Raw genomic sequence first — 23,740 nt, 5'->3', positions numbered from 1 at the left:
GGCAGGTCCCATTGACGAAAAAGGCCCGGTTTCCCGGGCCTTTTTGACTGTAGATCGTTTGGATCAGAACGGAATATCGTCGTCCATATCGCGCGAAAAATTCCCGCCGCTGCTGCTGCTGCTGCCGCGGCCCGATGGAGCCGAAGACGGGCGATCGTAGTCGCCGCCATAGTTGCTGGAACCGCCGCCGACATTGCCACCGTAATCCGAGCCACCGCGGCCACCACCGGCACCCTGTCCGTCACCACGGCCGCCGAGCATGGTCAGCGTCGAGTTGAAGCCCTGCAGCACCACTTCCGTCGAATAACGGTCCTGGCCATCCTTGTCCTGCCATTTGCGGGTCTGCAGCTGGCCTTCGACATAGACCGTCGAGCCCTTCTTCAGATATTGCTCAGCAACCTTGCAGAGACCTTCGTTGAAGATCACCACACGATGCCATTCGGTCTTTTCCTTGCGCTCGCCGGAATTGCGGTCGCGCCAGCTTTCCGAAGTCGCAATGTTGAGGTTGGCGATCGGCTTGCCGTCCTGCGTGCGCCGGATTTCCGGGTCTGCCCCGAGGTTACCGATCAAAATCACCTTGTTGACACTGCCTGCCATCTTGCTTTTCCCGCTATCCTGCCAGACCTTGCGGCCCGGCTTCCAAATTCAGAGCGCGCATCTTAGCGGCTGATGGCCAAGCATACGCCCCTTTGCATCCTGTCATCCACAACAGTTTTCAAAATTCGTTCTTTCTTTGTTCTAATAAATCCGTAATATCCTGTCAACCGACTCGGGAAGGCTGACTGTTTTTCGGATTGCGCCTCGACATGCGCTGTGCCGTACTTAAATAGAAGCTTTCAAATGCAGATACAAAGCTGGGCACGATGAGCAAACTCGAGACCATTTCCATCCGCGGCGCGCGCGAACACAATCTCAAGGGCATCGACCTCGATTTGCCGCGCAACAAGCTGATCGTCATGACCGGCCTATCGGGCTCCGGAAAATCGTCGCTTGCCTTCGATACGATCTATGCGGAAGGGCAGCGGCGTTATGTCGAGAGCCTGTCGGCCTATGCCCGCCAGTTCCTTGAGATGATGCAGAAGCCGGATGTCGACCAGATCGACGGCCTGTCCCCGGCCATCTCGATCGAGCAGAAGACCACCTCGCGCAATCCGCGCTCGACGGTGGGCACGGTCACCGAAATCTACGACTACATGCGCCTTCTCTTCGCCCGCGTCGGCGTGCCCTATTCGCCCGCCACCGGCCTGCCGATCGAAAGCCAGACAGTCAGCCAAATGGTCGATCGCGTCGTCGATTTCGGCGAAGGCACCCGTCTTTATATTCTCGCGCCGATCGTGCGTGGCCGCAAGGGCGAGTACAAGAAAGAACTTGCCGAGCTGATGAAGAAGGGGTTTCAGCGTGTCAAGATTGACGGGCAGTTTTACGAGATCGCCGAGGCACCGGCGCTCGACAAGAAATACAAGCATGACATCGACGTTGTCGTCGACCGTGTCGTCGTGCGCCCCGACCTGACGACGCGCCTCGCTGACAGTCTGGAAACCTGCCTGACGCTGGCCGACGGCCTGGCGATTGCCGAATTTGCCGACAAGCCGCTGCCGCCTGAGGAAACCGCAGCTGGTGGCGCGGCCAACAAGTCGCTCAACGAAACGCATGAGCGTGTGCTGTTTTCCGAAAAATTCGCCTGCCCCGTATCCGGCTTCACCATTTCGGAGATCGAGCCGCGGCTGTTCTCGTTCAACAATCCGTTCGGCGCCTGCCCGACCTGCGATGGACTTGGTAGCCAGCAGAAGATAGACGAAGCACTCATCGTCCCGGAACCCGACAAGACGCTGAAGAGCGGTGCCATCGCACCCTGGGCAAAGTCGTCATCCCCCTATTACAATCAGACGCTCGAAGCGCTTGGCAAAGCCTTCGGTTTCAAGCTGTCGAGCAAATGGACCGATCTTTCCGACGAAGCCAAGCACGCCATCCTACAGGGCACCGAGGAGAAGATCAGCTTTCATTACGAGGACGGCGCCCGCTCCTACAACACGACCAAGAATTTCGAAGGCATCGTGCCCAATCTGGAGCGGCGCTGGAAGGAGACCGACAGCGCCTGGGCACGTGAGGAAATCGAACGCTACATGTCGGCAGCCCCCTGCCCGTCCTGCAACGGTTTCCGCCTGAAGCCCGAAGCACTCGCCGTTAAGATCAACAAGCTGCACATCGGCGAAGTCACGCAGATGTCAATCCGCGTCGCACGCGACTGGTTCGACGTCCTGCCTGAACATATGAACGCCAAGCAGAACGAGATCGCGGTGCGCATCCTAAAGGAAATTCGCGAGCGGCTGCGCTTCCTCAACGATGTCGGGCTGGAATATCTGAGCCTCTCGCGCAATTCCGGCACCCTGTCGGGCGGCGAAAGCCAGCGCATCCGGCTCGCCTCACAGATCGGCTCCGGCCTGACTGGTGTACTCTATGTTCTCGACGAACCGTCGATCGGCCTGCACCAGCGCGACAACGCCCGCCTGCTCGATACGCTGCGGCATCTGCGCGATATCGGCAATACGGTGATCGTCGTCGAGCATGACGAGGATGCGATCATGACGGCCGATTATGTCGTTGATATCGGTCCGGCTGCCGGTATTCATGGCGGCGAAGTGGTGGCACAAGGCACGCCGCCGGAAGTTCTTGCCAATCCGAACTCGCTGACCGGGAAATATCTCTCCGGCGAACTGTCGGTCGCGGTTCCGGCAGAGCGGCGCAAGCTGAAAAAGAAAAAGGAAATCACGGTCGTCGGCGCCCGCGCCAACAACCTGAAGAACGTCACGGCGTCGATCCCGCTCGGCGTGTTCACGGCTGTCACCGGCGTGTCGGGCGGCGGCAAATCAACCTTCCTGATCGAAACGCTCTACAAGGCAGCCGCCCGCCGCATCATGGGTGCGCGCGAAAATCCGGCCGAGCATGACCGGATCGACGGGTTCGAGCACATCGACAAGGTCATCGACATCGACCAGTCGCCGATCGGCCGCACGCCGCGCTCCAACCCGGCCACCTATACCGGCGCGTTCACGCCAATCCGCGACTGGTTTGCCGGCCTGCCGGAAGCCAAGACCCGCGGCTATCAGCCGGGCCGCTTCTCCTTCAACGTCAAGGGCGGCCGTTGCGAAGCCTGTCAGGGCGATGGCGTCATCAAGATCGAGATGCACTTCCTGCCGGATGTCTATGTCACCTGCGACGTCTGCCACGGCAAGCGCTACAACCGCGAAACGCTCGACGTGCATTTCAAGGGCAAGTCGATCGCCGACGTGCTCGATATGACCGTCGAGGAGGGCGTCGAGTTCTTCGCCGCCGTTCCCGCCGTGCGCGACAAGCTGCAGGCGCTGCAAGGCGTTGGCCTCGGCTATATCAAGGTCGGGCAGCAGGCCAACACCCTGTCGGGCGGCGAGGCACAGCGCGTCAAGCTAGCCAAGGAACTGTCTAAGCGTTCGACGGGCCGCACGCTCTACATTCTCGACGAACCGACCACCGGCCTGCATTTCCATGACGTCGCCAAGCTTCTGGAAGTGCTGCACGAACTGGTCAACCAGGGCAATTCGGTCGTTGTCATCGAGCACAATCTCGAAGTCATCAAGACAGCCGACTGGGTGATCGATTTCGGTCCGGAAGGCGGTGATGGTGGCGGCGAAGTGATCGCCGCGGGTACGCCAGAAGATATCGTCAAGGAGAAGCGCTCCCATACCGGCGCCTTCCTCAAGGAACTTCTGGAGCGGCGGCCGATCCGCAAGATGGCGGCGGCGGAATAAGGGATACGGGGAGAGGAAAGCGCATGTCGACATCAGGCACAATCCGCTGCGGCATTGGCGGCTGGACCTTCGATCCTTGGGAAGGAACGTTTTATCCGGAGACGCTGGCGAAGAAGCGGCAGCTGGAATATGCCAGCAGCCAGCTGAAAGCCATCGAAGTCAACGGCACCTATTACGGCTCTCAAAAGCCGGAAACATTCGCCAAATGGGCGTCGGAAGTGCCGGACGACTTTGTCTTCTCGCTGAAAGCCAGCCGCTTTGCCACCAACAAGAAGGTGCTGGCGGAAGCCGGTGAATCGATCGGCAAATTTCTCGGCCAGGGACTGACGGAACTCGGACCGCATCTCGGACCGATCCTCTGGCAGTTCATGCCAACCAAGAAATTCGATGCCGATGATTTTGGTGCGTTTCTAGCGCTGCTACCGGAGAAGCAGGACGGCCTGACGCTGCAACATGTCGTGGAAGTACGGCATGATTCTTTCTGCACGCCGGAATTCACCGCCTTGCTTGCCAAGCATAAGGTTGCTGTCGTCTGCGCAGACCATTTCGACTATCCGATGATCGCCGACGTCACTAGTGATTTCGTCTATACACGTCTTCAGACCGGCAGCGATGACGTCAAAACCTGCTATGATGAAAAACGCCTCGATCTCTGGGCTGAACGGCTGAAGATCTGGGCAGCAGGCGGCGATGTCAGTGATCTCGCGCATGCCGATCCCGGCCACAAGCCGGAAAAGAAGCCGCGCGACGTGTTTGCCTTCTTCATCACCGAGGGCAAGGTCAATGCCCCGAACGGCGCGCAGGCGCTGCAGAAGCGGGTGAACTGATCAGCGGACTGGCGGCAACGGCCCGATCGCTGCGGCGAGATCGTCTGCAGTCAAGCCCTCGCCTGCCTTAGCGCCTGCCTGGCCGTGTCTCCAGACGCCAGCGGCGGCCGCTTCAAAGGCCGGCATGCCCTGCGCCAGGTGTGCGCCGATGATGCCAGCGAGCGTATCGCCCGATCCCGCCGTCGCCAGCCACGGAGGCGCATTGGCGTTGATTGCGGCGCGGCCGTCTGGTGCCGCAATGACCGTATCGGCGCCTTTGTAGACAATCACGGCATGGCTGCGTTTCGCAGCCGCGAGGGCACGATCAATCTTCGAGAGCGTCTGGTCGGCGTCGATATCGGCAAACAGCCGGGCGAACTCGCCCTCGTGCGGGGTCATCACCAGCCGGGGTTCGCCACCGGAAAAGGCGTTGAAAAGTGGGGCTGGATCATCCTTGAACGCGGTAATCCCGTCGGCATCAAGCACCAGCGCCCTGTCGCAGAGCATTAGAGTATATTGCCGCGCCTTCTCCAGATCGCCAAATCCCGGGCCAAGCACGAAGGCGCTGATACGCCTGTCGGCAAGCCAGTCGGACAGAGCGGCGGCATCCTCGATCTGCTTCAGCATGACGGCGGTCAGATGAACTGCATTGGCGGTGAGCGCTGCAGAGGCGGACGCCACCGTCACCAATCCGGCGCCCGCCTTCAACCCAGCCGCAGCCGAAAGCCGTGCCGCCCCGGTCGAAAGCGACCCGCCTGAAAAGATTGCGAGATGGCCACGCTTGAATTTATGGGCCGAGGGATCAAGGATATGGGCCAGTCCGGCCCAGAGATGCGGGCCATTTTCGCAAAGCCCGCTTGTATGGTTGAGCAGAATACGTTCGGGTATGCCGATATCGAACACCTCAAGACTGCCGCACAATGTGCGTCCCGGCAACAGCAGATGCCCCGGCTTTCGCGCCATGAATGTGACGGTATGCCCGGCTCGAAAGCTCTCGCCGAGCACCTGCCCGGTGAGGCCATCAAGACCGGACGGCAGGTCAACAGCGATAACGGGAATTCCGGCCCGACCCACGGCCTGCATCACCAAAGCTGCGTCATCCGGAACGGCACGGGACAAGCCGGCGCCAAACAAGGCGTCAATGACAACATCTCCAGGTTCGGGCTGGTAGGCCGCAAGTGTTTCAACACTTTTTGCCCACTGCGCATGGGCGCGGGCTGCATCGCCCGTAAGGCGGGCGCTGCAGCCCAATGCGTGAACGGCGACCTCCGCGCCGCTTCGCTGCAACGCGGCAGCGGCGATATAACCATCGCCGCCATTATTGCCAGGCCCGCAGAGAACGACAAACCGCAGCGCCTGTGGATAAAGCCGCAGGGCAGCTGCGGAAACGGCCAGCCCCGCCGATGTCATCAATCCAAAACTGTCGATCCCGGATACTGCCGCATCGCTGTCGATCGCGGACATTTCCGTAGGAGTGATAATGGATACTGTGCGGTCGAAGGACATGCCTCAAAATGCCCGCAAGCAGAAGAGCCGACAAGCTTAAAACGCGATCTTACTTTGTTTACTTTTTAGGCATTTGCACAGAATCCGCACTGACCTGTGCTGGCTTCCGCAGCAACAGCCAATGCACCCTGAGGACAAAGCGCGTTCAGGCAGAAAAATTCATAAAAAATAGGCAAATGACGCTGTTTATTCCGGAGAAAGAGATATGATCATCGCAGCTGAGGGTGTTTTAACCCGAAACAGCATCGCATTTGCCATATCTGGCATATAAAATGCATATTGAGGGCGAGCGGGCATAAGCCTGCCATAACGGGAGAAGCGGAGAGATATTTTCTCATGAAAAAGATCGAAGCGATCATAAAGCCTTTCAAGCTGGACGAAGTGAAGGAAGCCCTTCAGGAAGTTGGCCTGCAAGGGATCACCGTCACCGAAGCCAAAGGCTTTGGGCGCCAGAAGGGTCACACGGAGCTTTATCGTGGGGCAGAATACGTTGTTGATTTTCTCCCGAAGGTGAAAGTTGAAGTCGTATTGGCTGACGAAAATGCGGAGGCCGTGATCGAGGCCATACGGAATGCCGCGCAGACCGGACGTATTGGCGACGGAAAAATCTTCGTCTCCAATATCGAAGAGGTCATCCGCATCCGTACCGGCGAAACCGGCATCGACGCCATCTAATCCGCCTAACCGGTTCGGTTTAGGCCTACCTCGTCATCTCAAAAGAGGGACTTTCAAAACATGACGACTGCAAGTGATATCCTCAAGCAAATCAAGGAAAACGACGTCAAGTTCGTTGATCTGCGCTTCACCGATCCGAAGGGCAAGCTGCATCATCTGACCATGGACATCGGCTGTGTCGACGAAGACATGTTCGCCGATGGCGTCATGTTCGACGGCTCGTCGATCGGCGGCTGGAAGGCCATCAACGAGTCCGACATGGTGCTGATGCCGGATCCGGCGACCGTCCACATGGATCCCTTCTTTGCGCAATCGACGATGGTTATCGTCTGCGACATTCTCGACCCGGTCTCCGGCGAAGCCTATAACCGCGATCCGCGCGGCATTGCCAAGAAGGCCGAAGCTTACCTGAAGGCATCCGGCATCGGCGACACCGTCTATGCAGGCCCTGAACCCGAATTCTTCGTCTTCGACGACGTCAAATACAAGGCCGATCCGTACAATACCGGCTTCAAGCTCGACTCATCCGAGCTGCCGTCGAACGACGATACCGATTACGAGACCGGCAACCTCGGCCATCGCCCGCGCGTCAAGGGCGGCTACTTCCCGGTTCCGCCGGTCGATTCGTGCCAGGACATGCGCTCCGAAATGCTGACGGTGCTCACCGAGATGGGCGTCACCGTCGAAAAGCAGCATCACGAAGTAGCGGCCGCCCAGCATGAACTCGGCGTGAAGTTCGACACGCTCGTTCGCAGCGCCGACAAGGTGCAGATCTACAAGTACGTCGTCCACCAGGTCGCCAATGCCTATGGTAAGACGGCAACCTTCATGCCCAAGCCCATCTTCGGCGATAACGGTTCGGGCATGCACGTCCACCTGTCGATCTGGAAGGACTCAAAGCCGCAGTTCGCCGGCGATGAATATGCCGGCCTGTCGGAGAGCTGCCTGTTCTTCATCGGCGGCATCATCAAGCATGCCAAGTCGATCAACGCCTTCACCAACCCGACGACCAACTCCTACAAGCGTCTCGTTCCGGGCTACGAAGCCCCGGTTCTGCTGGCGTACTCGGCCCGCAACCGCTCGGCTTCTTGCCGCATTCCATTCGGCACGGGTCCGAAGTCCAAGCGCGTCGAAATCCGCTTCCCCGATCCGCTGGGCAACCCCTATCTCGGTTTCGCCGCCATGCTGATGGCCGGTCTCGATGGCATCAAGAACAAGATCCATCCTGGCAAGGCGATGGACAAGGATCTCTATGACCTGCCGCCGAAGGAACTGAAGAAGATCCCGACCGTCTGCGCTTCGTTGCGCGAGGCACTGGAAAGCCTGGACAAGGATCGCAAGTACCTGACCGCCGGTGGCGTCTTCGATGATGACCAGATCGATTCCTACATCGAACTGAAGATGGTCGAAGTCATGCGCTACGAAATGACCCCGCACCCGGTCGAATTCGACATGTACTACTCGGCCTAACAGCCGGATTACGGTCCCGCCTTTGGTGGGTCCGGACGATCAATGTAAAAAGCCGGATTCGCGAGAATCCGGCTTTTTTGTTCTTGGATTTTTGACCAGGTTATTGTTTTTTCAGCCGCTGTTTCAGCAGATTGAGATATTCCTCGTTGCCGTCCTGCGCTTGTTCTGCTGCCGCTGGCGCCTTGCATGCAGGCTTGTAGTCGAGCGCCATGCCGGCCTTGACGCAGACGCCGACCTGCCAGCCGGGCGGCAGCGCCGTCAGATCGGCATCCTTCCATTTCGGATGGCCGCTCGCCTGCAGCTTGTCGAGATTGTTGAGGATAAGGTTGGAGAACTCCGAGACCGCCTTGCAGCTTTCGCGCTGATAGGCGTTGCGCTTGACGTCGTAATCATAGGTCATCATCACGGCCTTGACCGCGATCAGCTCGACCGGTTCCTTCTGGAAAGCATAGGTTCCACCGTCGATCCGCGACGGTGTGTAGGTCGCCAGAAGCGGCGCTTCGGTAATCGGCACGAGATGGAATTTCGCGCCGTCGATCGGATTGTTCTTGAACAGCGCTGCCGGTGCGCCGGCGACGTAGAAGAAGGCATCGATCTCACCAGCGAGAAGTTTTGGCAGGGCTGCGTCCGGATTGAGCGGCACCCGCTCTCCGGTCTTCACCTGCAGGATGTCGAGAACCAGCGAGGACGTCAGAAATGTGCCGCTGTCCTTGACGCCGACGGCCACTTTCTTGCCCGCCAGATCGCCCATGTCCTTGACATCTGTGCGGGCGAGAACATGGATTTCCTCATTGTAGAGCGGATACATGATGCGGACGCCACGAACGGCTTGCTGCACTTCCGGGTCATCGGCCTCGAATGTTTTCAGATATTCAAGCACATCGCTCTGGACGATGCCGAACTGGGTATTCCTGCTGTTGCGCACGCCGACGAAATTCTCGAGCGATCCAGCCGATTCCTTGACGTTGAGTGTCAGGCTGCAGGACTTGCCGAGGGCTGCAATATCGCGCCCGATCTGGATGTAGGTACCCTGCGGCCCGCCGGTCATGATGTTCTTTTCGAACTCGGCTGCCGATACCGGAGTAAGCGCGAGCGCTGTCAGCATCGTCGCGGCCACAAAAGCCTGTCGGAACATCATGTTTCTCCCCGTAAGGCGACCGCCAAGCTGGCGGATACCGGTTGTCAGCAATCACTCTTGAAATCACGCATCAGGTTGCGCATCAGGACCAGCGGCACCTTGTCAAAGACGCTCTCCAGCGCATCCGTAACACAAGCCCCTGATACCAGCTGGTTTTTCAGCCGCTGCTTCTTCTCGTCATCTAGGAAACCCATGCCGCGCGTCGTGCCAATGATGTTGTCCACCATCAACCGGTCACGCGGCACCAATTCGACGCTTGGGGCCGGCTGACCAGTCTCCGGCACAGGCTTGCCGGTCACAGGCGCATTGGATGGCGTTTCGGCAGTCATTCCGGCTGCGGCTTCGAGTTGCTTTTGCAGCGCCTCAACTTTGCGGCGTTCTTCGCCAAGGCTCTGTTCCAGCGTCTTGATCTGCGCGTCGCGGGCAAGTTCAAGCGGCGACTTGAGTGCCGAAGGTTGTTTCCCGGCTTCCGTCACCTTCTGGTCCAATGCTTTTTGCGCTGCTATCGCATTGGCCGTTGCCTTTTCGAGACCCGCCTTCAAGCTGTTTAGCTGATTGTTCAGGGCAAGTTTGTCGGCGCCAAGATTTTGCGCCTGCGTTCTGGCGTCGGTAAGATCATCCCTGGCTGCGCTCAACTGCGCGTTCAGCCCGGCAATCGTCGCCGTAAAATCATCGGAGGCAGATTTGGACGCGGTCTTTTCGGTTAAAAGCAGTTTTTCAAGCGCCGAAATATCCGCATCGCGCTTGTCCAGCAGCCGGGTGAGCTTCGGAACCTCGTTCAGTTTCAGCTCGGCATAGTCTTTTTCCAACTCCTCGGCCCAGTTCCCGGAATTCTTTTTGAAATTGACGAGGTCGTTGTTCGCCTTGTCTCGCTGCGCCGTGACTTCGGCGAGTTCGGTTGTGAGTGAGGCCGTGCTGGTCTTCAACGCGGCAATTTCGGTTTGCATCGCCTGCCGGGCAAACCAGAAATAGCCACCGGCAGCAATCAGCGCCACGCAAAGTACAGCCGGCAAGACGAGGCCGGACGAGCCGCGGCCGCGTGTCGCCTGTTGGTCCCTACCCCACTGATTGCTCATGCTTTATCCGCCACCGAAGAACTCCTCTTGTTTGAGGTACGATGATTTTCCCGGAGAGGCAAGCAACGGCGCGCGGCGACGCCGCCTTGCGTCTATCCATGACGTTTAGCGCCCGCGCCACGTCTGAGCGTAACACTTGATGTTTGAGGAAAAACCACCACATACTACAGCGAAAGGAACCTAACATGATGAAACAAAGAGACGCAAAATTTCAGATTGGACAGGTTGTTCGCCATCGCGTGTTTCCATTCCGTGGCGTCATTTTCGATGTCGATCCGGAATATGCCAACACCGAGGAATGGTGGAATTCAATTCCCGCTGAAGTCCGCCCGACCAGGGATCAGCCGTTTTACCACCTGCTCGCCGAGAATGAGGAAACGGAATACGTTGCCTATGTCTCCGAACAGAACCTCATTTCGGACGAGAGCGGAAAGCCCTTGCGTCATTCCCAAGTGAACGCATTTTTCGATCCGGAGACTGTCGGCCAGTACAAGCCGAAAGCGGTTGTCCAGCACTGAGGTAAGCCATCCGGTAAGGCTTTGCCTGAAAAACAAAAAGCCGCCGCGAGATTGTCGCGGCGGCTTTTTGTTTGATGGCACAGGCAATCAGTTTGCGGTGGCAGCCTTCTGGGCGTCTTCCAACTTCTTGCGGGCGTCTTCAGCCTTCTTCTGCATTTCTTCCTGCAGCAGGCGCTGGCGCTCTTCGAGCTTGGACTGTTCGATCGGCTCGCCGTCGAAAACGCCGGTGAAGCCACCGAGCGAAATCTTGATCGGATTCGGCGCACGCTGGAAGTTAACCGACGTGAACACGACTTCGCCGCCCTTCTTCAGGCTGGCCAGAACGGCATCGCTGAGGGGCACTTCGGCAACGCACTTGTCAGGCATGCAGATAGCGTAGTCGAGCTTGGCGCCCTTGCCACCGTCGATCTGCATCTGGATGCCCGGCGGGATCAGGCGTGCGGATGGAACCGACACCTGCAGAACCTTGCGGTTGACCTTGCCCTGAACGCTGATCAGGCCGACGGCAGTAATCAGCTGACCATTGCTGGCCGTCAACAGATTCTGCACGATGCAGACATCATTGTCTTCCTGCTTGGTGCAGACCTTGAACCAGCCCTGCGGCGGGCGGGCGGCGCCGGCAGCAGCCTGCTGTGCAAAAGACGCGGCCGGCATCGCGGCAACAGCAACTGCGCCGGCAAATGCCGACAAAGCAGCCTTTTTGGTGAAGTTCGACTTGAAGATCATAATGATACCCGTCTCCTGAATTCCGGTGTCTGAGCGGTCTTAAAGACGCTCGTGATCAATGGTCAGCTGCCCGCTCTCCTGTTGGGCAAATGAGGCAATTGCATGACCCTCGTCTCCGGGAACACCTGTTACAGCGAGCGGCGACGGATATCCAGCCTCTCCGCCATTTTTTTGCATTCCGTCCTTGGGCCGGTATCGGCTTTTAAAGTATCGGTTGGTTGGAAATGCTGATCAACGTGTTAATTTGCCGTGATTCACGAGATGACGACAGCAGGAGGCGGGCTTTGCGCGCATTATTTTTGGGTTTGATTTCGGTGCTAGCCACGCTTGGCACCGGTGTAGCTGCACAGGCAGAGCCGGTTCACGGCATCGCCATGCACGGCCAACCCGCCCTGCCCGCCGATTTCAAGAACTTCCCTTACGTCAAGCCGGACGTCAAGAAGGGTGGCCGCGTCTCCTACGGCGTGGTTGGTACGTTCGACAGTCTCAACCCGTTCATTCTGAAGAGCATGCGCACCACAGCGCGCGGCATGCTCGACCCGGAATACGGTAACCTCGTCTATGATTCGCTGATGCAACGCTCGCGAGACGAAGCCTTTTCGCTCTACGGGCTGCTGGCCGAGACAGTGGAGTGGGATGACGACCGCACATTTATCCAGTTCAATCTCAATCCGAAGGCGAAATGGGCCGATGGACAGCCGGTGACGCCAGAGGATGTCATCTTCACGTTCGAACTGTTTCGCGACAAGGGGCGCGTCCCGTTCAGCACGCGGCTTGCAAAGGTCGACAAGGTCGAGAAAATCGGCGAGCGCAGCGTCCGCTTTACATTCAACGACAAAGCCGACCGCGAATTCCCGCTTTTGATCGCCATGACACCGATCCTGCCAAAACATGCGATTGACGTTGCGACATTTGATCAGACCTCGCTCAAGTTCCCGCTCGGCTCCGGCCCCTATCGTGTAGCCGAGGTGAAACCCGGAGAGCGGATCGTCTACAAGCGCAATCCTGATTATTGGGCAAAGGATCTGCCGGCAAAGATCGGTTTCGATAATTACGACGAGATTTCCGTCGAATATTTCCTGCAGGATAATTCGCTATTCGAGGCCTTCAAAAAGGGTGAGATCGACATTTATCCGGAAGGCAGCCCAACAAAATGGGCGCGCAGCTACAATTTCCCGGCCGTCCAGTCCGGCAAGGTCATCAAGGACACGTTCACGCCGAAGACCCCGTCCGGCATGCTCGGTTTCGTCTTCAACACACGCCGGTCGATGTTCGAAAACCCGAAACTGCGTCAGGGCCTGGCATTGGTCTTTGATTTCGAATGGGCAAACAAGAATCTCTTTGACGGAGCCTATACCCGCACGCAAAGCTTCTGGCAGAACTCGGGACTTTCCTATCTCGGTGTTGCTGCCGATAGCCGTGAACTGGGCCTTTTGGGCGACATACGAAACCGCATCAACCCATCGGTCCTCGATGGCACATACCGCCTGCCCGTGACCGATGCCTCGGGCCGCGACCGCAATGTGTTGCGTGAAGCCGTGACGCTGCTGCGTGAAGCAGGCTACGGTATCAAGGATGGCAAGATGCTCAGCGCGCAGGGCATACCGCTCGCCTTCGAGATCATGACCCAGAACGAGGGCCAGGAAAAACTGGCGCTGACCTATCAGCGTTCGCTCGCAGCACTTGGGATTGCCGCATCCGTGCGTACGGTCGATGATTCGCAGTATCAGCAGCGCACCCAGTCCTTCGACTACGATATCATCATGAAATCGTTCCCCTCATCGCTCTCTCCGGGCATCGAGCAGGTCACCTATTGGGGATCGCAGTCACGCGACCAGCAGGGCAGCTCGAATTTTGCCGGTGTCGCCGATAAGGATGTCGATACGCTGGTCGACCATATCCTGCGCGCCGTCAGCGTCGAAGATTTTACGGCAGCCGTGCGAGCACATGATCGCCTGTTGGTTTCCAACTTCTATCTGGTGCCGCTCTACCATGTCGGCTCGCAATGGGTGGCGCGTGAAAAGCGGATTGGCCGTCCGAGTATCGTACCACTCTATGGCTACCAGTTGCCGGCATGGTTTGACGAAACTGTGCAGTAACGTGGAATTGGCGGCGGTATACTTTTGGTAACGCATTGAAAGCGCAAAACGCTGCGCCTATGTCGCTGTTCAACGATATTCCGCGCAAGGAGCAAGTGCATGAACCATGTCAATATCGACGTCGTCTCGGACGTCGTCTGCCCCTGGTGCTATCTTGGCAAGGCGCGGCTCGATCAGGCGATCGCGAATGTCGCCGGCGATGTCCTCGTCACGGTTAACTGGCGGCCGTACCAGCTCAATCCGGATCTGCCGCAGGAAGGCGTCGATCACAAGATCCATCTTGCCGAAAAGCTTGGCGGGCAGGCAGCGGTGGATCGCGCCCATGAAATGCTGGCCGGCCTTGGTGAACAGGACGGAATCGCCTTCAATTTTGATGCCGTGAAGATCAGCCCCAATACGCTTGATGCCCACCGCCTGATCCGATGGGCACTGACCGAAGGCGGCGACACCCAGAGCGAAGTTGCCACCTTATTGTTCAAGGCGAATTTCGAAGAGGGCCGCAACATCGGCGATCACGCGGTATTGCTGGACATTGCAACCGAGGCCGGCCTCGACCGCACAGTGATTGCCGCACTGCTTGCGTCGGATGCGGACAAGGACGCGGTTTCCGAGGAAATCGATATGGCCCGCGGCATGGGCGTCACCGGCGTTCCCTGTTTCATCATCGACAGTAAATATGCCGTCATGGGCGCACAGTCGGTCGAAGTTCTGGAGGATGCACTGCGTGACGTCGCCAAGATGAAGGACACGTCGCAGATCAATTGAGGCCTAATCCGCACAGCAAAAAGCCGCGCAGAATTTTGCGCGGCTTTTGTTTGCGATCAACTTTTTGCCAGACCGGCCAGCTGCGTCATCACGACCGCTGAGCCTGCCAGCCGCTTTTCCGGCGTTGGGAAATCACGCTGGAAGAAGATGCTGTGATCCGGGCGAATCTTCGCCATGATGCCCTGCTTGGCAATGTAGCCCACCAGCGCGCCCGGATTGGGGAATTCGCGATTGCGGAACTGCACGACGACCCCCTTCGGGCCGGCATCGAGTTTTTCGACATTGGCGGTGCGGCAGAGCGACTTGATATAGACGATCTTCAACAGATGCTGGACTTCCAGCGGCAGTGGACCGAACCGGTCAATCAATTCCGCGCCAAACGCATCAATATCGGAAAGCTCGGTAATTTCGCCGAGGCGGCGGTAAAGGCCAAGGCGAAGATGCAGGTCCGGCACATACTCGTCGGGGATCATTACCGGCGTGCCAACGGAAATCTGCGGCGACCAGCCGCTATCGGCGATCTCTTCGTCACCCTTCAGCTCGGCCACCGCCTCTTCCAGCATCTGCTGGTAAAGCTCGAAGCCGACCTCCTTGATATGCCCTGACTGCTCGTCACCCAACAGATTTCCTGCACCGCGGATATCGAGGTCGTGGCTTGCCAACTGGAAACCTGCCCCCAACGTATCCAGAGACTGCAGCACCTTGAGGCGGCGTTCCGCCATGCCGGTCAGCGTCCGGTTGACCGGCAGCGTGAACAAAGCAAAGGCGCGGACCTTGGAACGGCCAACGCGGCCGCGGAGCTGATAGAGCTGCGCCAGGCCGAACATATCAGCGCGGTGCACGATCAGCGTATTGGCCGTCGGCACGTCAAGGCCGGATTCGACGATCGTCGTCGACAGGAGAACATCGTAGCGGCCTTCATAGAAGGCGTTCATGATGTCCTCGAGTTCGGTCGCAGGCATCTGGCCATGGGCGACGGCGACTTTCAGTTCCGGCACATCCGACTTGAGGAAGTCGTGGATCTCCGAGAGATCGGCCAATCGTGGGCAGACGTAAAAACTCTGGCCGCCGCGATAATGTTCGCGCATCAATGTTTCGCGGATCACCAGCGCATCGAACGGCGAAATGAACGTGCGCACTGCCATGCGATCGACCGGCGCCGTGGTGATCAACGACAGTTCGCGAACGCCCGTCAGTGCCAGTTGCAGCGTGCGCGGGATCGGCGTTGCCGACAGCGTCAGCACGTGTACATCGGATTTCAGCTCTTTCAGCCGTTCCTTGTGCTTGACGCCGAAATGCTGCTCTTCGTCGATGATCAACAGGCCGAGATTGGCAAAATTGATCGAGGCGCCGAGCAGCGCATGCGTGCCGACGACGATATCGGTCTTGCCGTCCGCCACTTCCTTCTTGGTCAGCGCCAGTTCCTTTGAGCCGACAAGACGGGAGGCCTGGGCAATCCGCACCGGCAGTCCGCGAAAACGCTCGCTGAATGACTTGAAATGCTGGCGGGCAAGCAGCGTCGTTGGCACGACCACCGCCACCTGAACGCCGTTCATCGCAGCGATGAAGGCGGCACGCAGCGCGACTTCGGTCTTGCCGAAACCAACGTCACCGCAGACGAGCCGGTCCATTGGACGGCCAGCACCAAGGTCGTCGCGCACGGATTCGATCGACGTCAGCTGATCTTCGGTCTCGTCGTAGGGGAAGCGGGCAGCAAACTCGTCGTAAAGCCCTTCCGGCGTCGTCAAAACCGGCGCATGACGCGTCAGACGTTCGGCGGCGATGCGGATCAGACCGCCCGCCATGTCGAGCAGGCGTTTTTTCAGCTTGGCCTTGCGCGCCTGCCAGGCAACGCCGCCGAGCTTGTCGAGCACGGCATCGCTGCCTTCCGAGCCATAGCGCGACAGAAGCTCGATGTTTTCGACCGGTAGGAACAGTTTTGCTTCATCGGCATAGACCAGCTCAAGACAGGCATGCGGGGCACCGGCGGCCTCAATGGTGCGCAGGCCGATAAACCGGCCGATGCCATGTTCGGCGTGCACGACAATGCTGCCCTCATCCAGACCAGCCACTTCCGCGATGAAATCGGCACCGCGCTTGCGGCGCTTCGAGCGGCGCACCATGCGGTCGCCGAGGATATCCTGCTCGCCGATGACAACCAGATTGCCCGTTTCAAAGCCGCTTTCGAGACTGAGGACAGCGGATGCGGCTTCTCCGGGTTTCAGGCTGTTGACTTCGGACAGCGCCTTGACCGGCTTGATATTGGCAAGACCGTGTTCGGCCAGCACCTGCAACAGACGGTCAAGCGATCCCTCCGACCACGCTGATATCAGCACCCTGGCGCCCTTGGCGCGACGGTCGGCGATATATTTGACGGCCTGATCGAAGACGTTGACGCGCTCGGCGTCGCTGGTCGATTCCGTGGCGTTTTTCGCCCAGCGGACGCCGAGACGTGCGTCGACGGTGATCACCTGGCGCGCTTCGCCTTCGTGTTCGCTGAACGGCGACAGACGCACCGCATTGCGCGACACCAAGGCGGCATTGAACGCCTCGGCACTGAGATACAGCATCTCCGGCGGCACCGGCTTGTAGGGCGTGCCCTGCGAAATCTGCGATTTTCCCGGCGAGGCCGACGACTGGCGGGCCTCGTAATAATCCTGAACCAGCTTGGACCGCTCGGCAGCGGCTTCGCGAACAACATGATCGGTGACGATATGGAAGCCAGCGAGATAATCGAACACGGTATCGAGCGTGTCGTAGAACAATGGCAACCAATGTTCCATGCCGGCATAACGGCGGCCTTCGGAAACCGCCAGATAAAGCGCGTCATCGCGGGTGGCCGCGCCGAACATCGACAGGTACTGCGTGCGGAAATGGCTGATCGTTTCCGGCGTCAGCGATACCTCGCTCATCGGGTTGAGATCGAGCGAACGCGCCTTGCCGGTGGTGCGCTGGCTGGCCGGATCGAACGAGCGGATGCTTTCCAGGGTATCGCCAAAGAAATCCAACCGCACCGGCTCATCATTGCCGGGGACGAAGACATCGAGAATGCCGCCCCGCACCGCATATTCGCCGACCTCGCGAACCGTGGCGACGCGCTCGAAGCCATTGCGGCCAAGCCGGGCGGCGATATCGTCCATGCGGATAATCGCACCCGGGCGCGCCGAAAAGGCGAGATTTTCGATGATATCCTGCGGCGCCATCTTCTGCAGGGCAGCATTGACAGTGACGAGCACGATGGCCGGATGCGGTTTTTTCGCGTGCGCGATCAGGCCGCTCAGCGTTGCCAGGCGCCGCGCTGACGTGTCGGCACTGGGGGACACGCGGTCATAGGGCAGGCAGTCCCAACCCGGCAGGGTCAAGACGGGAATATCAGGGGCGGCGAAACCCAGCATCTGCTCGACATCGGCGATGCGCTGACCGTCAGACAGAATATAGGCGACCGGGCCATTGGCGCGGGCAAGCTCGGCAAGGATCAGCGGTTCCACCCCGGCCGGAACCGGGCCGATGGTCAGCTCGCGGGTGGCGCGGGCAACTTTCTTGGGGTCAAAACCGGCGATCATCAGGCGTTTTTGTCCTTGTCGGCAAGCAGCACATCAAAATCGGGGCGATAGGACACGATCCGATTGAACAATGGCGTGCGATAGCGCTCCGGTACCGGCTGCGATCCAAGCACCCACTTGAGCAAGTCGGTGTCCTCTTCGCCCATGATCGTTTCGAGCTCGTCGAGCTCGGTCTCTGCCAGATCAGCAAGCTCATTATCGGCGAACTGTCCGAAAACCAGATCCATCTCGCGCACTCCCCGGTGCCAGGCGCGGAAAAGAATCCGTTTGCGGCGCGGATCGAGATCGGCGCTGGTGCGTGTGATGCCGGTCATGAAAAGTCCTTCCTGCCACCGCTTCGCGAAAGGCGGCGTTTCGCTATGGCTCTATAAACGCTGAAAAGATAAATGTCAGCCTTGCCAAAGACCTAATCCTAGTTTCAGTCTGCCCCGCATGCGCCCTGCCCTTCTCGATCCGCTTTTTGCTCCGCTCAACTCGCTTCCCGGCATCGGCCCGAAAGCCGGCGAACTCTATGCGCGGCTGCTTGGCCGAGAAAGTATTGACGATTGCCGGGTGATCGACCTTGTCTTTCACGCCCCGCATTCATTGATCGACCGGCGTCATCAGCCCGGTATTGCGCGCGCCCCCCAAGGCGTCATCGTCACCATTACCGGCCGGGTTGATCGGCATCAGCCACCACCGCCGCGCACCAGCCAGCCCTACCGCGTCTTCCTTCATGATGATACCGGCGAACTGGCGCTGACCTTCTTCCGGGTCAAGGGAAACTGGCTGGAAAAGGCGCTGCCGGTGGACGAGACCATCACCGTCAGTGGCAAGGTCGATTGGTTCAATGGTCGTCCATCGATGGTTCATCCGGATTACATGGTGCGGGCAACGGAGGCTGAAAACCTGCCGCTGGTCGAGCCCGTCTATCCGATGACCGCAGGCTTATCTGCCCGTATTCTGCGCAAGGCGATCGAGGCGGCCCTGCCTCGCATTCCGGACTTTCCAGAATGGATTGAAGAAGCCCTGATGCAGAAACAGGGCTTTCAGTCTGCGCGTGATTGTTTCCTCGCCTTGCACGATCCGCGCGATGGCACCGATCTCGATCCACAGGCGCCCGCCCGCCGGCGGCTTGCCTATGACGAATTCCTCGCCGGACAGCTCTCGCTGTCGCTGGTGCGTCAGCGGCTGCGCAAGGTTGCCGGAATACCGGTTCACGCAACGGGAAAACTCAGCAAGCCGGTGCTTGCAGCCCTGCCGTTTTCGCTGACCGGCAGCCAGGAGACAGCAATCGGCGAAGTGCTGAAGGACATAGCGGGCACAGAACGCATGCTGCGGCTGCTGCAAGGCGACGTCGGCTCTGGAAAAACCGCGGTGGCGCTGATGTCGATGCTAGCTGCCGTCGAGGCTGGCGGTCAGGCCGTGCTGATGGCACCGACCGAAATTCTCGCACGCCAGCATTTTGCAACACTGTCGAAGATGGCGGCACCTGCCGGTGTAACCATCGACGTCCTGACCGGCCGCACCAAGGGCCGCGAGCGCGACGCCATTCTGGAACGCATCGCATCCGGCGAAACGCAGATTGTCATCGGCACGCATGCGCTGTTCCAGGACACCGTCGTCTATAACAATCTTCTGCTTGCGGTCGTCGATGAACAACACCGCTTCGGTGTGCACCAGCGCCTGCGGCTGACGGCCAAGGGCATTTCCCCTCATATGCTGGTCATGACAGCAACTCCCATCCCACGCACGCTGGTTCTCGCCGCATTCGGCGACATGGACGTCTCGAAACTTACCGAAAAGCCGGCGGGGCGAAAGCCGATCCAGACCGTGACGGTATCGACCGAACGCACCGGTGAAATCGTCGACCGGTTGCGCACCGCGCTGGCCGAAGGCAAGAAAGCCTACTGGATATGCCCGCTGGTCGAGGAATCGGAAGCTTCCGACCTGATGTCTGCCGATGAGCGCTTCCAGAGCCTCGACAAGCAGTTCGGCCCGAATGTCGGCCTCGTGCATGGACGCATGAACGGCGCGGAAAAGGATGCGGTGATGCTCGCCTTCAAGAATGGCGAGATCCGGCTTCTTGTTGCCACCACTGTCGTCGAGGTCGGGGTCGATGTGCCGGACGCAACGATCATGGTGATCGAGCATGCGGAACGGTTCGGGCTGGCTCAGTTGCATCAGCTGCGCGGCCGTGTCGGACGCGGTGATGAAGCCTCGACCTGCATCCTGCTCTACAAGGGACCACTCAGCGAGAACGGCCGCGCACGCCTGTCGATTCTACGGGAAACAGAAGACGGTTTCCTGATCGCCGAAGAGGATCTGAAACTGCGCGGCGAAGGTGAATTGCTTGGCACGCGGCAGTCCGGAACACCGGGTTTCCGCATCGCCAGCCTGGAAGCGCATGGCGATCTGTTGGAAATTGCCCGCAAGGATGCCGCGTATGTCATCGAGCGGGATCCCGACCTGACGACTGAACGGGGTGAAGCATTGCGAACTCTGCTCTATCTGCATCGCCGCGACGAAGCGATCCGTTTTCTCAGGGCCGGCTAAGCGTCTTGCCGCGTTTTGCGGGTGTTTCCTGCTGCGGGACTGCCAGAGTTTTCGGCAGATATTCGGGCGAGACCAACCCACCCGACAGAAGCAGCTTGGCAGCATCTTCCGGGCTCATATCGAGCGGCACAATTTTTTCACGCGGTACGAAAATCAGGAATCCGGCGGTTGGTACCGGCGTCGGTGGCAGGAAGACGGCAACCATGTCGAGGCCGCGTTCGGTAAATTTCACCGCTATCTCGCCCTTGGCATCCGTCGCAATGAACACCAGCGCCCAGAGACCAGGGCTTGGATATTCGATCAGCCCTGCCTTCTTGAAGGAATTCGACTGATCCTGCAGCACCGTCTGGAAAATCTGCTTCAGGCCCTTGTAGATCGAGCGGACCAGCGGCGTGCGGACAAGCAGTGATTCACCGAAACCAACGACGCTGCGGCCAATGAGGTTGGCGGTGAAGAAGCCGACCAGCGTTATCAGCATCAATGCTGTCAGCAAGCCAAAGCCGGGCACCGGATACGGCAGAAAATTGTCCGGGTTATAATCGAATGGCAGGTAGGGTTTGACCCAGCTATCGGCCCAGAGAATGAACGACCAGGTGATCCAGGCAGTAATCGCGAGCGGCGCACAGATGATCAGACCGGTCAGGAAATAATTCCTCAACCGCGTGGCGAAAAACCCACGTGCCGGTTTGTCTGTCATGCCACTCCGTCTTGCCCATCGCCGCCAGCGTAAAATGCCGCGTTATAGTTTACTGTGCCGGACGCCTGACGTGAGGACAAGGGCTGCACCAAGAAATATTGCGGCGCACAATCCTTGAGGACAAACCGAGGATCGTTACGGAACTCAAATTTCCGGTATAAATCCGGATCGCCCATGACGACGCAGCCGGCCGCTCCCTGATCTCGCAACATGTCCAGCCCTTGGCGGATCAGGGCGCCTCCGATGCCCCGCCCCTGGTATTGAGGCACGACCGATACCGGACCGAGCCCGAACCAGCCCTTCGAACCATCGGACAGTTCGACCGGCGAAAAGGCGATATGGCCGACAATTTCGTCATCCACCACTGCCACCAGCGAAATGCTCAAAGCACCCGCCTGGCGCAAGCGATCAACGATCAGGTGTTCTGTCTGGTCGCTGTGCGGATGATCCCTGAAGGCCGCGATCGTAACATCACGGATGGCTGGGATATCAGTCGGACTTTCTGGCCGTATGATCATTCCACCGTGACCGATTTGGCCAGATTGCGCGGCTGATCGACGTCGGTGCCCATGAAGACGGCCGTATGATAGGCTAGCAGCTGGATCGGCAGCGAGAAGATCATCGGTGCGATGATTTCATCGACATTCGGCAGCACGATCGTGCTCATCGTCTCGAGCTTGGAGGCGGCGGCGCCCTTCTCGTCGGTGATGAAGATGATGCGGCCGCCGCGTGCGGCGACTTCCTGCATGTTCGACACCGTCTTTTCGAAGAAGCGGTCATGCGGCGCGATGACGATAACCGGCATATTCTCATCGATCAGCGCGATCGGGCCATGTTTCAACTCACCTGCCGCATAGCCCTCGGCGTGAATGTAGGAAATTTCCTTGAGCTTCAGCGCGCCTTCCATCGCCAGCGGATAGCTGGTGCCGCGGCCGAGATAGAGCACGTCCTTGCACTTCGACAATTCGCGCGACAGGCTTTCGATCGTCGGCTGGATGCTGTTAAGCACCTTGCCCATGATGCGCGGCATTTCGGCCAGGCTGCGGACGAGGACCTTTTCCTCGGCCTCAGAGACCGTTCCGCGCGCCCGACCGGCGCCGATGGCAAGAGCTGCGAGCACGGACAGCTGGCAGGTAAAGGCTTTGGTCGAGGCAACACCGATTTCCGGGCCGGCCATGATCGGGAAGATCGCGTCGGATTCCCGCGCGATGGTCGATTCCTTGACGTTGACGACGGCGCCGATCTTCAGGCCGTTTTCCTTGCAATAGCGCAGCGAAGCCAGCGTGTCGGCAGTTTCGCCGGACTGGGAGATGAAGAGTGCCGCCGATTGCGGCGACAGCGGGATATCGCGGTAACGGAATTCCGAAGCCACGTCGATTTCGACCGGCAGGCGGGCATAACGTTCGAACCAGTATTTGCCGACCAGGCCGGCGAGATAGGCGGTGCCGCAAGCCGAGATGGCAAGGCTCGGCACCTTGGCAAAATCGATCGCGGCGGCGATCGGATTGACCTTGTTCTCAATGAAATCGACGTAGTGACCGAGCGCGTGCGAAATCACCTCGGGCTGCTCGTAGATTTCTTTTTCCATGAAATGCCGGTGATTGCCCTTGTCGACCATATAGGCTGCGGCAACCGACACCTGACGCGGACGCGACACCGGATTACCGCTGTGATCAAGGATTTCGATACTGGTAGCTGTCAGGACGGCCCAATCGCCATCGATCAGATAGGTGATTTCGTTGGTGAACGGCGACAGCGCTATGGCGTCGGAACCGAGGAACATTTCACCCTTGCCGAAACCGACAGCAAGCGGCGGGCCGCTGCGGGCGGCCATAATCGTGTCCGGCGCATCCTGAAAGATGACGGCCAGAGCATAGGCGCCAGTCACACGTCGCAGCATCGCCTGCATGGCGTCCCTGTGGCTCATGCCGTCGCGGATCAGCTTCGCCAGCAATTGTGCGACGACCTCGGTGTCGGTTTGCGTCTTGAAGGTCGCGCCGGCAGCGGCAAGCTCGTCCTTCAATTCGGAAAAATTCTCGATGATGCCATTATGGACGACAGCCACGCCGTCAGTGAAATGCGGATGGGCATTGTTTTCTGTGGGGGCGCCATGCGTTGCCCATCGTGTGTGGGCAATGCCGGTCTGGCCGGCCAGCGGCTCGCCGCGCAGCCTGGTTTCAAGGTTGACCAGCTTGCCTTCGGCACGGCGGCGCTCGAGCACACCGTCATGGATCGTCGCGACGCCGGCGGAATCATAACCGCGATATTCGAGCCGCTTCAGCGCATCGACAAGACGCTCGGAGACGGGCTGGTTTCCAACGATACCGACGATGCCGCACATATATCTCTTCTCCGCAATTTTTTCGTGAGACCGGGACAGG

The 23,740-nt window shown here is 59.0% G+C and carries 18 protein-coding genes; 8 read left to right on the top strand and 10 right to left on the bottom strand.

The annotated features are described in order from the left end of the window. Positions 1-63: 63 nt before the first annotated feature. Positions 64-597, bottom strand: coding sequence for a single-stranded DNA-binding protein (locus ASC96_RS22960; protein ID WP_060505402.1), 534 nt, complete (start codon positions 595-597; stop codon positions 64-66). Between the two features lie 266 nt (positions 598-863). Between ASC96_RS22960 and uvrA the strand changes: the two genes are divergently transcribed. Together uvrA and ASC96_RS22950 are read left to right on the top strand one after the other, a co-directional pair. Continuing rightward, complete coding sequence (gene uvrA / locus ASC96_RS22955; protein WP_060505401.1) at positions 864-3,785, top strand: excinuclease ABC subunit UvrA; 2,922 nt, start codon at positions 864-866, stop codon at positions 3,783-3,785. 23 nt (positions 3,786-3,808) lie between these two features. Continuing rightward, positions 3,809-4,612 (top strand): DUF72 domain-containing protein, encoded by an 804-nt coding sequence (locus ASC96_RS22950; RefSeq protein WP_060505400.1) that lies wholly within the window; start codon positions 3,809-3,811, stop codon positions 4,610-4,612. On the opposite strand, the gene ASC96_RS22945 is transcribed toward ASC96_RS22950, so the two are convergent. Then, positions 4,613-6,097 (bottom strand): bifunctional ADP-dependent NAD(P)H-hydrate dehydratase/NAD(P)H-hydrate epimerase, encoded by a 1,485-nt coding sequence (locus ASC96_RS22945; protein ID WP_060505399.1) that lies wholly within the window; start codon positions 6,095-6,097, stop codon positions 4,613-4,615. A gap of 336 nt (positions 6,098-6,433) precedes the next feature. Between ASC96_RS22945 and ASC96_RS22940 the strand changes: the two genes are divergently transcribed. Further along, the gene (locus ASC96_RS22940) at positions 6,434-6,772 is read left to right on the top strand and encodes a P-II family nitrogen regulator (RefSeq protein WP_018324798.1); all 339 of its coding nucleotides are present in this window, start codon (positions 6,434-6,436) and stop codon (positions 6,770-6,772) included. A 60-nt stretch (positions 6,773-6,832) separates the two neighbouring features. Further along, complete coding sequence (gene glnA, locus ASC96_RS22935) at positions 6,833-8,242, top strand: type I glutamate--ammonia ligase (protein WP_060505398.1); 1,410 nt, start codon at positions 6,833-6,835, stop codon at positions 8,240-8,242. Positions 8,243-8,342: 100 nt separating this feature from the next. Here glnA and ASC96_RS22930 read toward each other — a convergent pair whose 3' ends face one another. Next, positions 8,343-9,377 (bottom strand): TAXI family TRAP transporter solute-binding subunit, encoded by a 1,035-nt coding sequence (locus tag ASC96_RS22930; RefSeq protein WP_244482270.1) that lies wholly within the window; start codon positions 9,375-9,377, stop codon positions 8,343-8,345. A gap of 47 nt (positions 9,378-9,424) precedes the next feature. Then, complete coding sequence (locus tag ASC96_RS22925; RefSeq protein WP_060505396.1) at positions 9,425-10,456, bottom strand: hypothetical protein; 1,032 nt, start codon at positions 10,454-10,456, stop codon at positions 9,425-9,427. 188 nt (positions 10,457-10,644) lie between these two features. Between ASC96_RS22925 and hspQ the strand changes: the two genes are divergently transcribed. Then, a complete protein-coding gene (gene hspQ, locus ASC96_RS22920) occupies positions 10,645-10,974 on the top strand; it encodes a heat shock protein HspQ (protein WP_060505632.1) in 330 nt (109 codons plus the stop codon). Between the two features lie 87 nt (positions 10,975-11,061). On the opposite strand, the gene ASC96_RS22915 is transcribed toward hspQ, so the two are convergent. Then, complete coding sequence (locus tag ASC96_RS22915) at positions 11,062-11,700, bottom strand: invasion associated locus B family protein (protein ID WP_060505395.1); 639 nt, start codon at positions 11,698-11,700, stop codon at positions 11,062-11,064. 284 nt (positions 11,701-11,984) lie between these two features. On the opposite strand from ASC96_RS22915, the gene ASC96_RS22910 reads away from it, so the two are divergent. Both ASC96_RS22910 and ASC96_RS22905 read left to right on the top strand, forming a co-directional pair. After that, the gene (locus ASC96_RS22910) at positions 11,985-13,799 is read left to right on the top strand and encodes an extracellular solute-binding protein (protein WP_060505394.1); all 1,815 of its coding nucleotides are present in this window, start codon (positions 11,985-11,987) and stop codon (positions 13,797-13,799) included. A 99-nt stretch (positions 13,800-13,898) separates the two neighbouring features. Then, a complete protein-coding gene (locus tag ASC96_RS22905; protein ID WP_060505393.1) occupies positions 13,899-14,564 on the top strand; it encodes a DsbA family oxidoreductase in 666 nt (221 codons plus the stop codon). Positions 14,565-14,620: 56 nt separating this feature from the next. Here ASC96_RS22905 and mfd read toward each other — a convergent pair whose 3' ends face one another. Together mfd and ASC96_RS22895 are read right to left on the bottom strand one after the other, a co-directional pair. Beyond that, positions 14,621-18,127, bottom strand: a complete 3,507-nt coding sequence (gene mfd / locus ASC96_RS22900; protein ID WP_060505392.1) for a transcription-repair coupling factor — start codon at positions 18,125-18,127, stop codon at positions 14,621-14,623. Next, positions 18,127-18,441, bottom strand: coding sequence for a succinate dehydrogenase assembly factor 2 (locus ASC96_RS22895; RefSeq protein ID WP_060505391.1), 315 nt, complete (start codon positions 18,439-18,441; stop codon positions 18,127-18,129). Before ASC96_RS22895 ends, mfd begins: the two co-directional genes overlap by 1 nt. A 118-nt stretch (positions 18,442-18,559) precedes the next feature. Here ASC96_RS22895 and recG point away from each other — a divergent pair, with 118 nt between their 5' ends. Further along, positions 18,560-20,662 carry an ATP-dependent DNA helicase RecG gene (gene recG / locus ASC96_RS22890; protein ID WP_060505390.1) on the top strand — a complete coding sequence of 701 codons (2,103 nt, stop codon included), beginning with the start codon at positions 18,560-18,562 and terminating at the stop codon, positions 20,660-20,662. Here the strand turns inward: recG and ASC96_RS22885 are convergent. Genes ASC96_RS22885 through glmS form a run of 3 tightly spaced genes read right to left on the bottom strand, consistent with a single transcriptional unit; the run spans position 20,649 to position 23,700 of the window. Further along, a complete protein-coding gene (locus tag ASC96_RS22885) occupies positions 20,649-21,359 on the bottom strand; it encodes a DUF502 domain-containing protein (RefSeq protein ID WP_060505389.1) in 711 nt (236 codons plus the stop codon). The genes recG and ASC96_RS22885 overlap by 14 nt on opposite strands. Then, positions 21,356-21,877 (bottom strand): N-acetyltransferase, encoded by a 522-nt coding sequence (locus ASC96_RS22880; protein WP_060505388.1) that lies wholly within the window; start codon positions 21,875-21,877, stop codon positions 21,356-21,358. Before ASC96_RS22880 ends, ASC96_RS22885 begins: the two co-directional genes overlap by 4 nt. Next, a complete protein-coding gene (gene glmS, locus ASC96_RS22875) occupies positions 21,874-23,700 on the bottom strand; it encodes a glutamine--fructose-6-phosphate transaminase (isomerizing) (protein ID WP_060505387.1) in 1,827 nt (608 codons plus the stop codon). Before glmS ends, ASC96_RS22880 begins: the two co-directional genes overlap by 4 nt. Positions 23,701-23,740: the final 40 nt, after the last annotated feature.

Source organism: Rhizobium sp. Root1204, assembly GCF_001424965.1.
GTDB lineage: Bacteria > Pseudomonadota > Alphaproteobacteria > Rhizobiales > Rhizobiaceae > Pararhizobium.
The sequence above is the reverse complement of the archived record's forward strand: the minus strand, read 5'-3'. Positions and strand labels throughout refer to the sequence as shown.

What these genes read in the sequence shown, in the direction of transcription:
- ASC96_RS22895 (WP_060505391.1), bottom strand. Translation starts at nt 18,441, where the DNA reads ATGACCGGCATCACACGCACCAGCGCCGATCTCGATCCGCGCCGCAAA.
- uvrA (WP_060505401.1), top strand. Translation starts at nt 864, where the DNA reads ATGAGCAAACTCGAGACCATTTCCATCCGCGGCGCGCGCGAACACAAT.
- ASC96_RS22885 (WP_060505389.1), bottom strand. Translation starts at nt 21,359, where the DNA reads ATGACAGACAAACCGGCACGTGGGTTTTTCGCCACGCGGTTGAGGAAT.
- glnA (WP_060505398.1), top strand. Translation starts at nt 6,833, where the DNA reads ATGACGACTGCAAGTGATATCCTCAAGCAAATCAAGGAAAACGACGTC.
- ASC96_RS22930 (WP_244482270.1), bottom strand. Translation starts at nt 9,377, where the DNA reads ATGTTCCGACAGGCTTTTGTGGCCGCGACGATGCTGACAGCGCTCGCG.
- ASC96_RS22925 (WP_060505396.1), bottom strand. Translation starts at nt 10,456, where the DNA reads ATGAGCAATCAGTGGGGTAGGGACCAACAGGCGACACGCGGCCGCGGC.
- ASC96_RS22960 (WP_060505402.1), bottom strand. Translation starts at nt 597, where the DNA reads ATGGCAGGCAGTGTCAACAAGGTGATTTTGATCGGTAACCTCGGGGCA.
- mfd (WP_060505392.1), bottom strand. Translation starts at nt 18,127, where the DNA reads ATGATCGCCGGTTTTGACCCCAAGAAAGTTGCCCGCGCCACCCGCGAG.
- ASC96_RS22880 (WP_060505388.1), bottom strand. Translation starts at nt 21,877, where the DNA reads ATGATCATACGGCCAGAAAGTCCGACTGATATCCCAGCCATCCGTGAT.
- ASC96_RS22940 (WP_018324798.1), top strand. Translation starts at nt 6,434, where the DNA reads ATGAAAAAGATCGAAGCGATCATAAAGCCTTTCAAGCTGGACGAAGTG.
- ASC96_RS22945 (WP_060505399.1), bottom strand. Translation starts at nt 6,097, where the DNA reads ATGTCCTTCGACCGCACAGTATCCATTATCACTCCTACGGAAATGTCC.
- ASC96_RS22905 (WP_060505393.1), top strand. Translation starts at nt 13,899, where the DNA reads ATGAACCATGTCAATATCGACGTCGTCTCGGACGTCGTCTGCCCCTGG.
- ASC96_RS22950 (WP_060505400.1), top strand. Translation starts at nt 3,809, where the DNA reads ATGTCGACATCAGGCACAATCCGCTGCGGCATTGGCGGCTGGACCTTC.
- hspQ (WP_060505632.1), top strand. Translation starts at nt 10,645, where the DNA reads ATGAAACAAAGAGACGCAAAATTTCAGATTGGACAGGTTGTTCGCCAT.
- recG (WP_060505390.1), top strand. Translation starts at nt 18,560, where the DNA reads ATGCGCCCTGCCCTTCTCGATCCGCTTTTTGCTCCGCTCAACTCGCTT.
- ASC96_RS22915 (WP_060505395.1), bottom strand. Translation starts at nt 11,700, where the DNA reads ATGATCTTCAAGTCGAACTTCACCAAAAAGGCTGCTTTGTCGGCATTT.
- glmS (WP_060505387.1), bottom strand. Translation starts at nt 23,700, where the DNA reads ATGTGCGGCATCGTCGGTATCGTTGGAAACCAGCCCGTCTCCGAGCGT.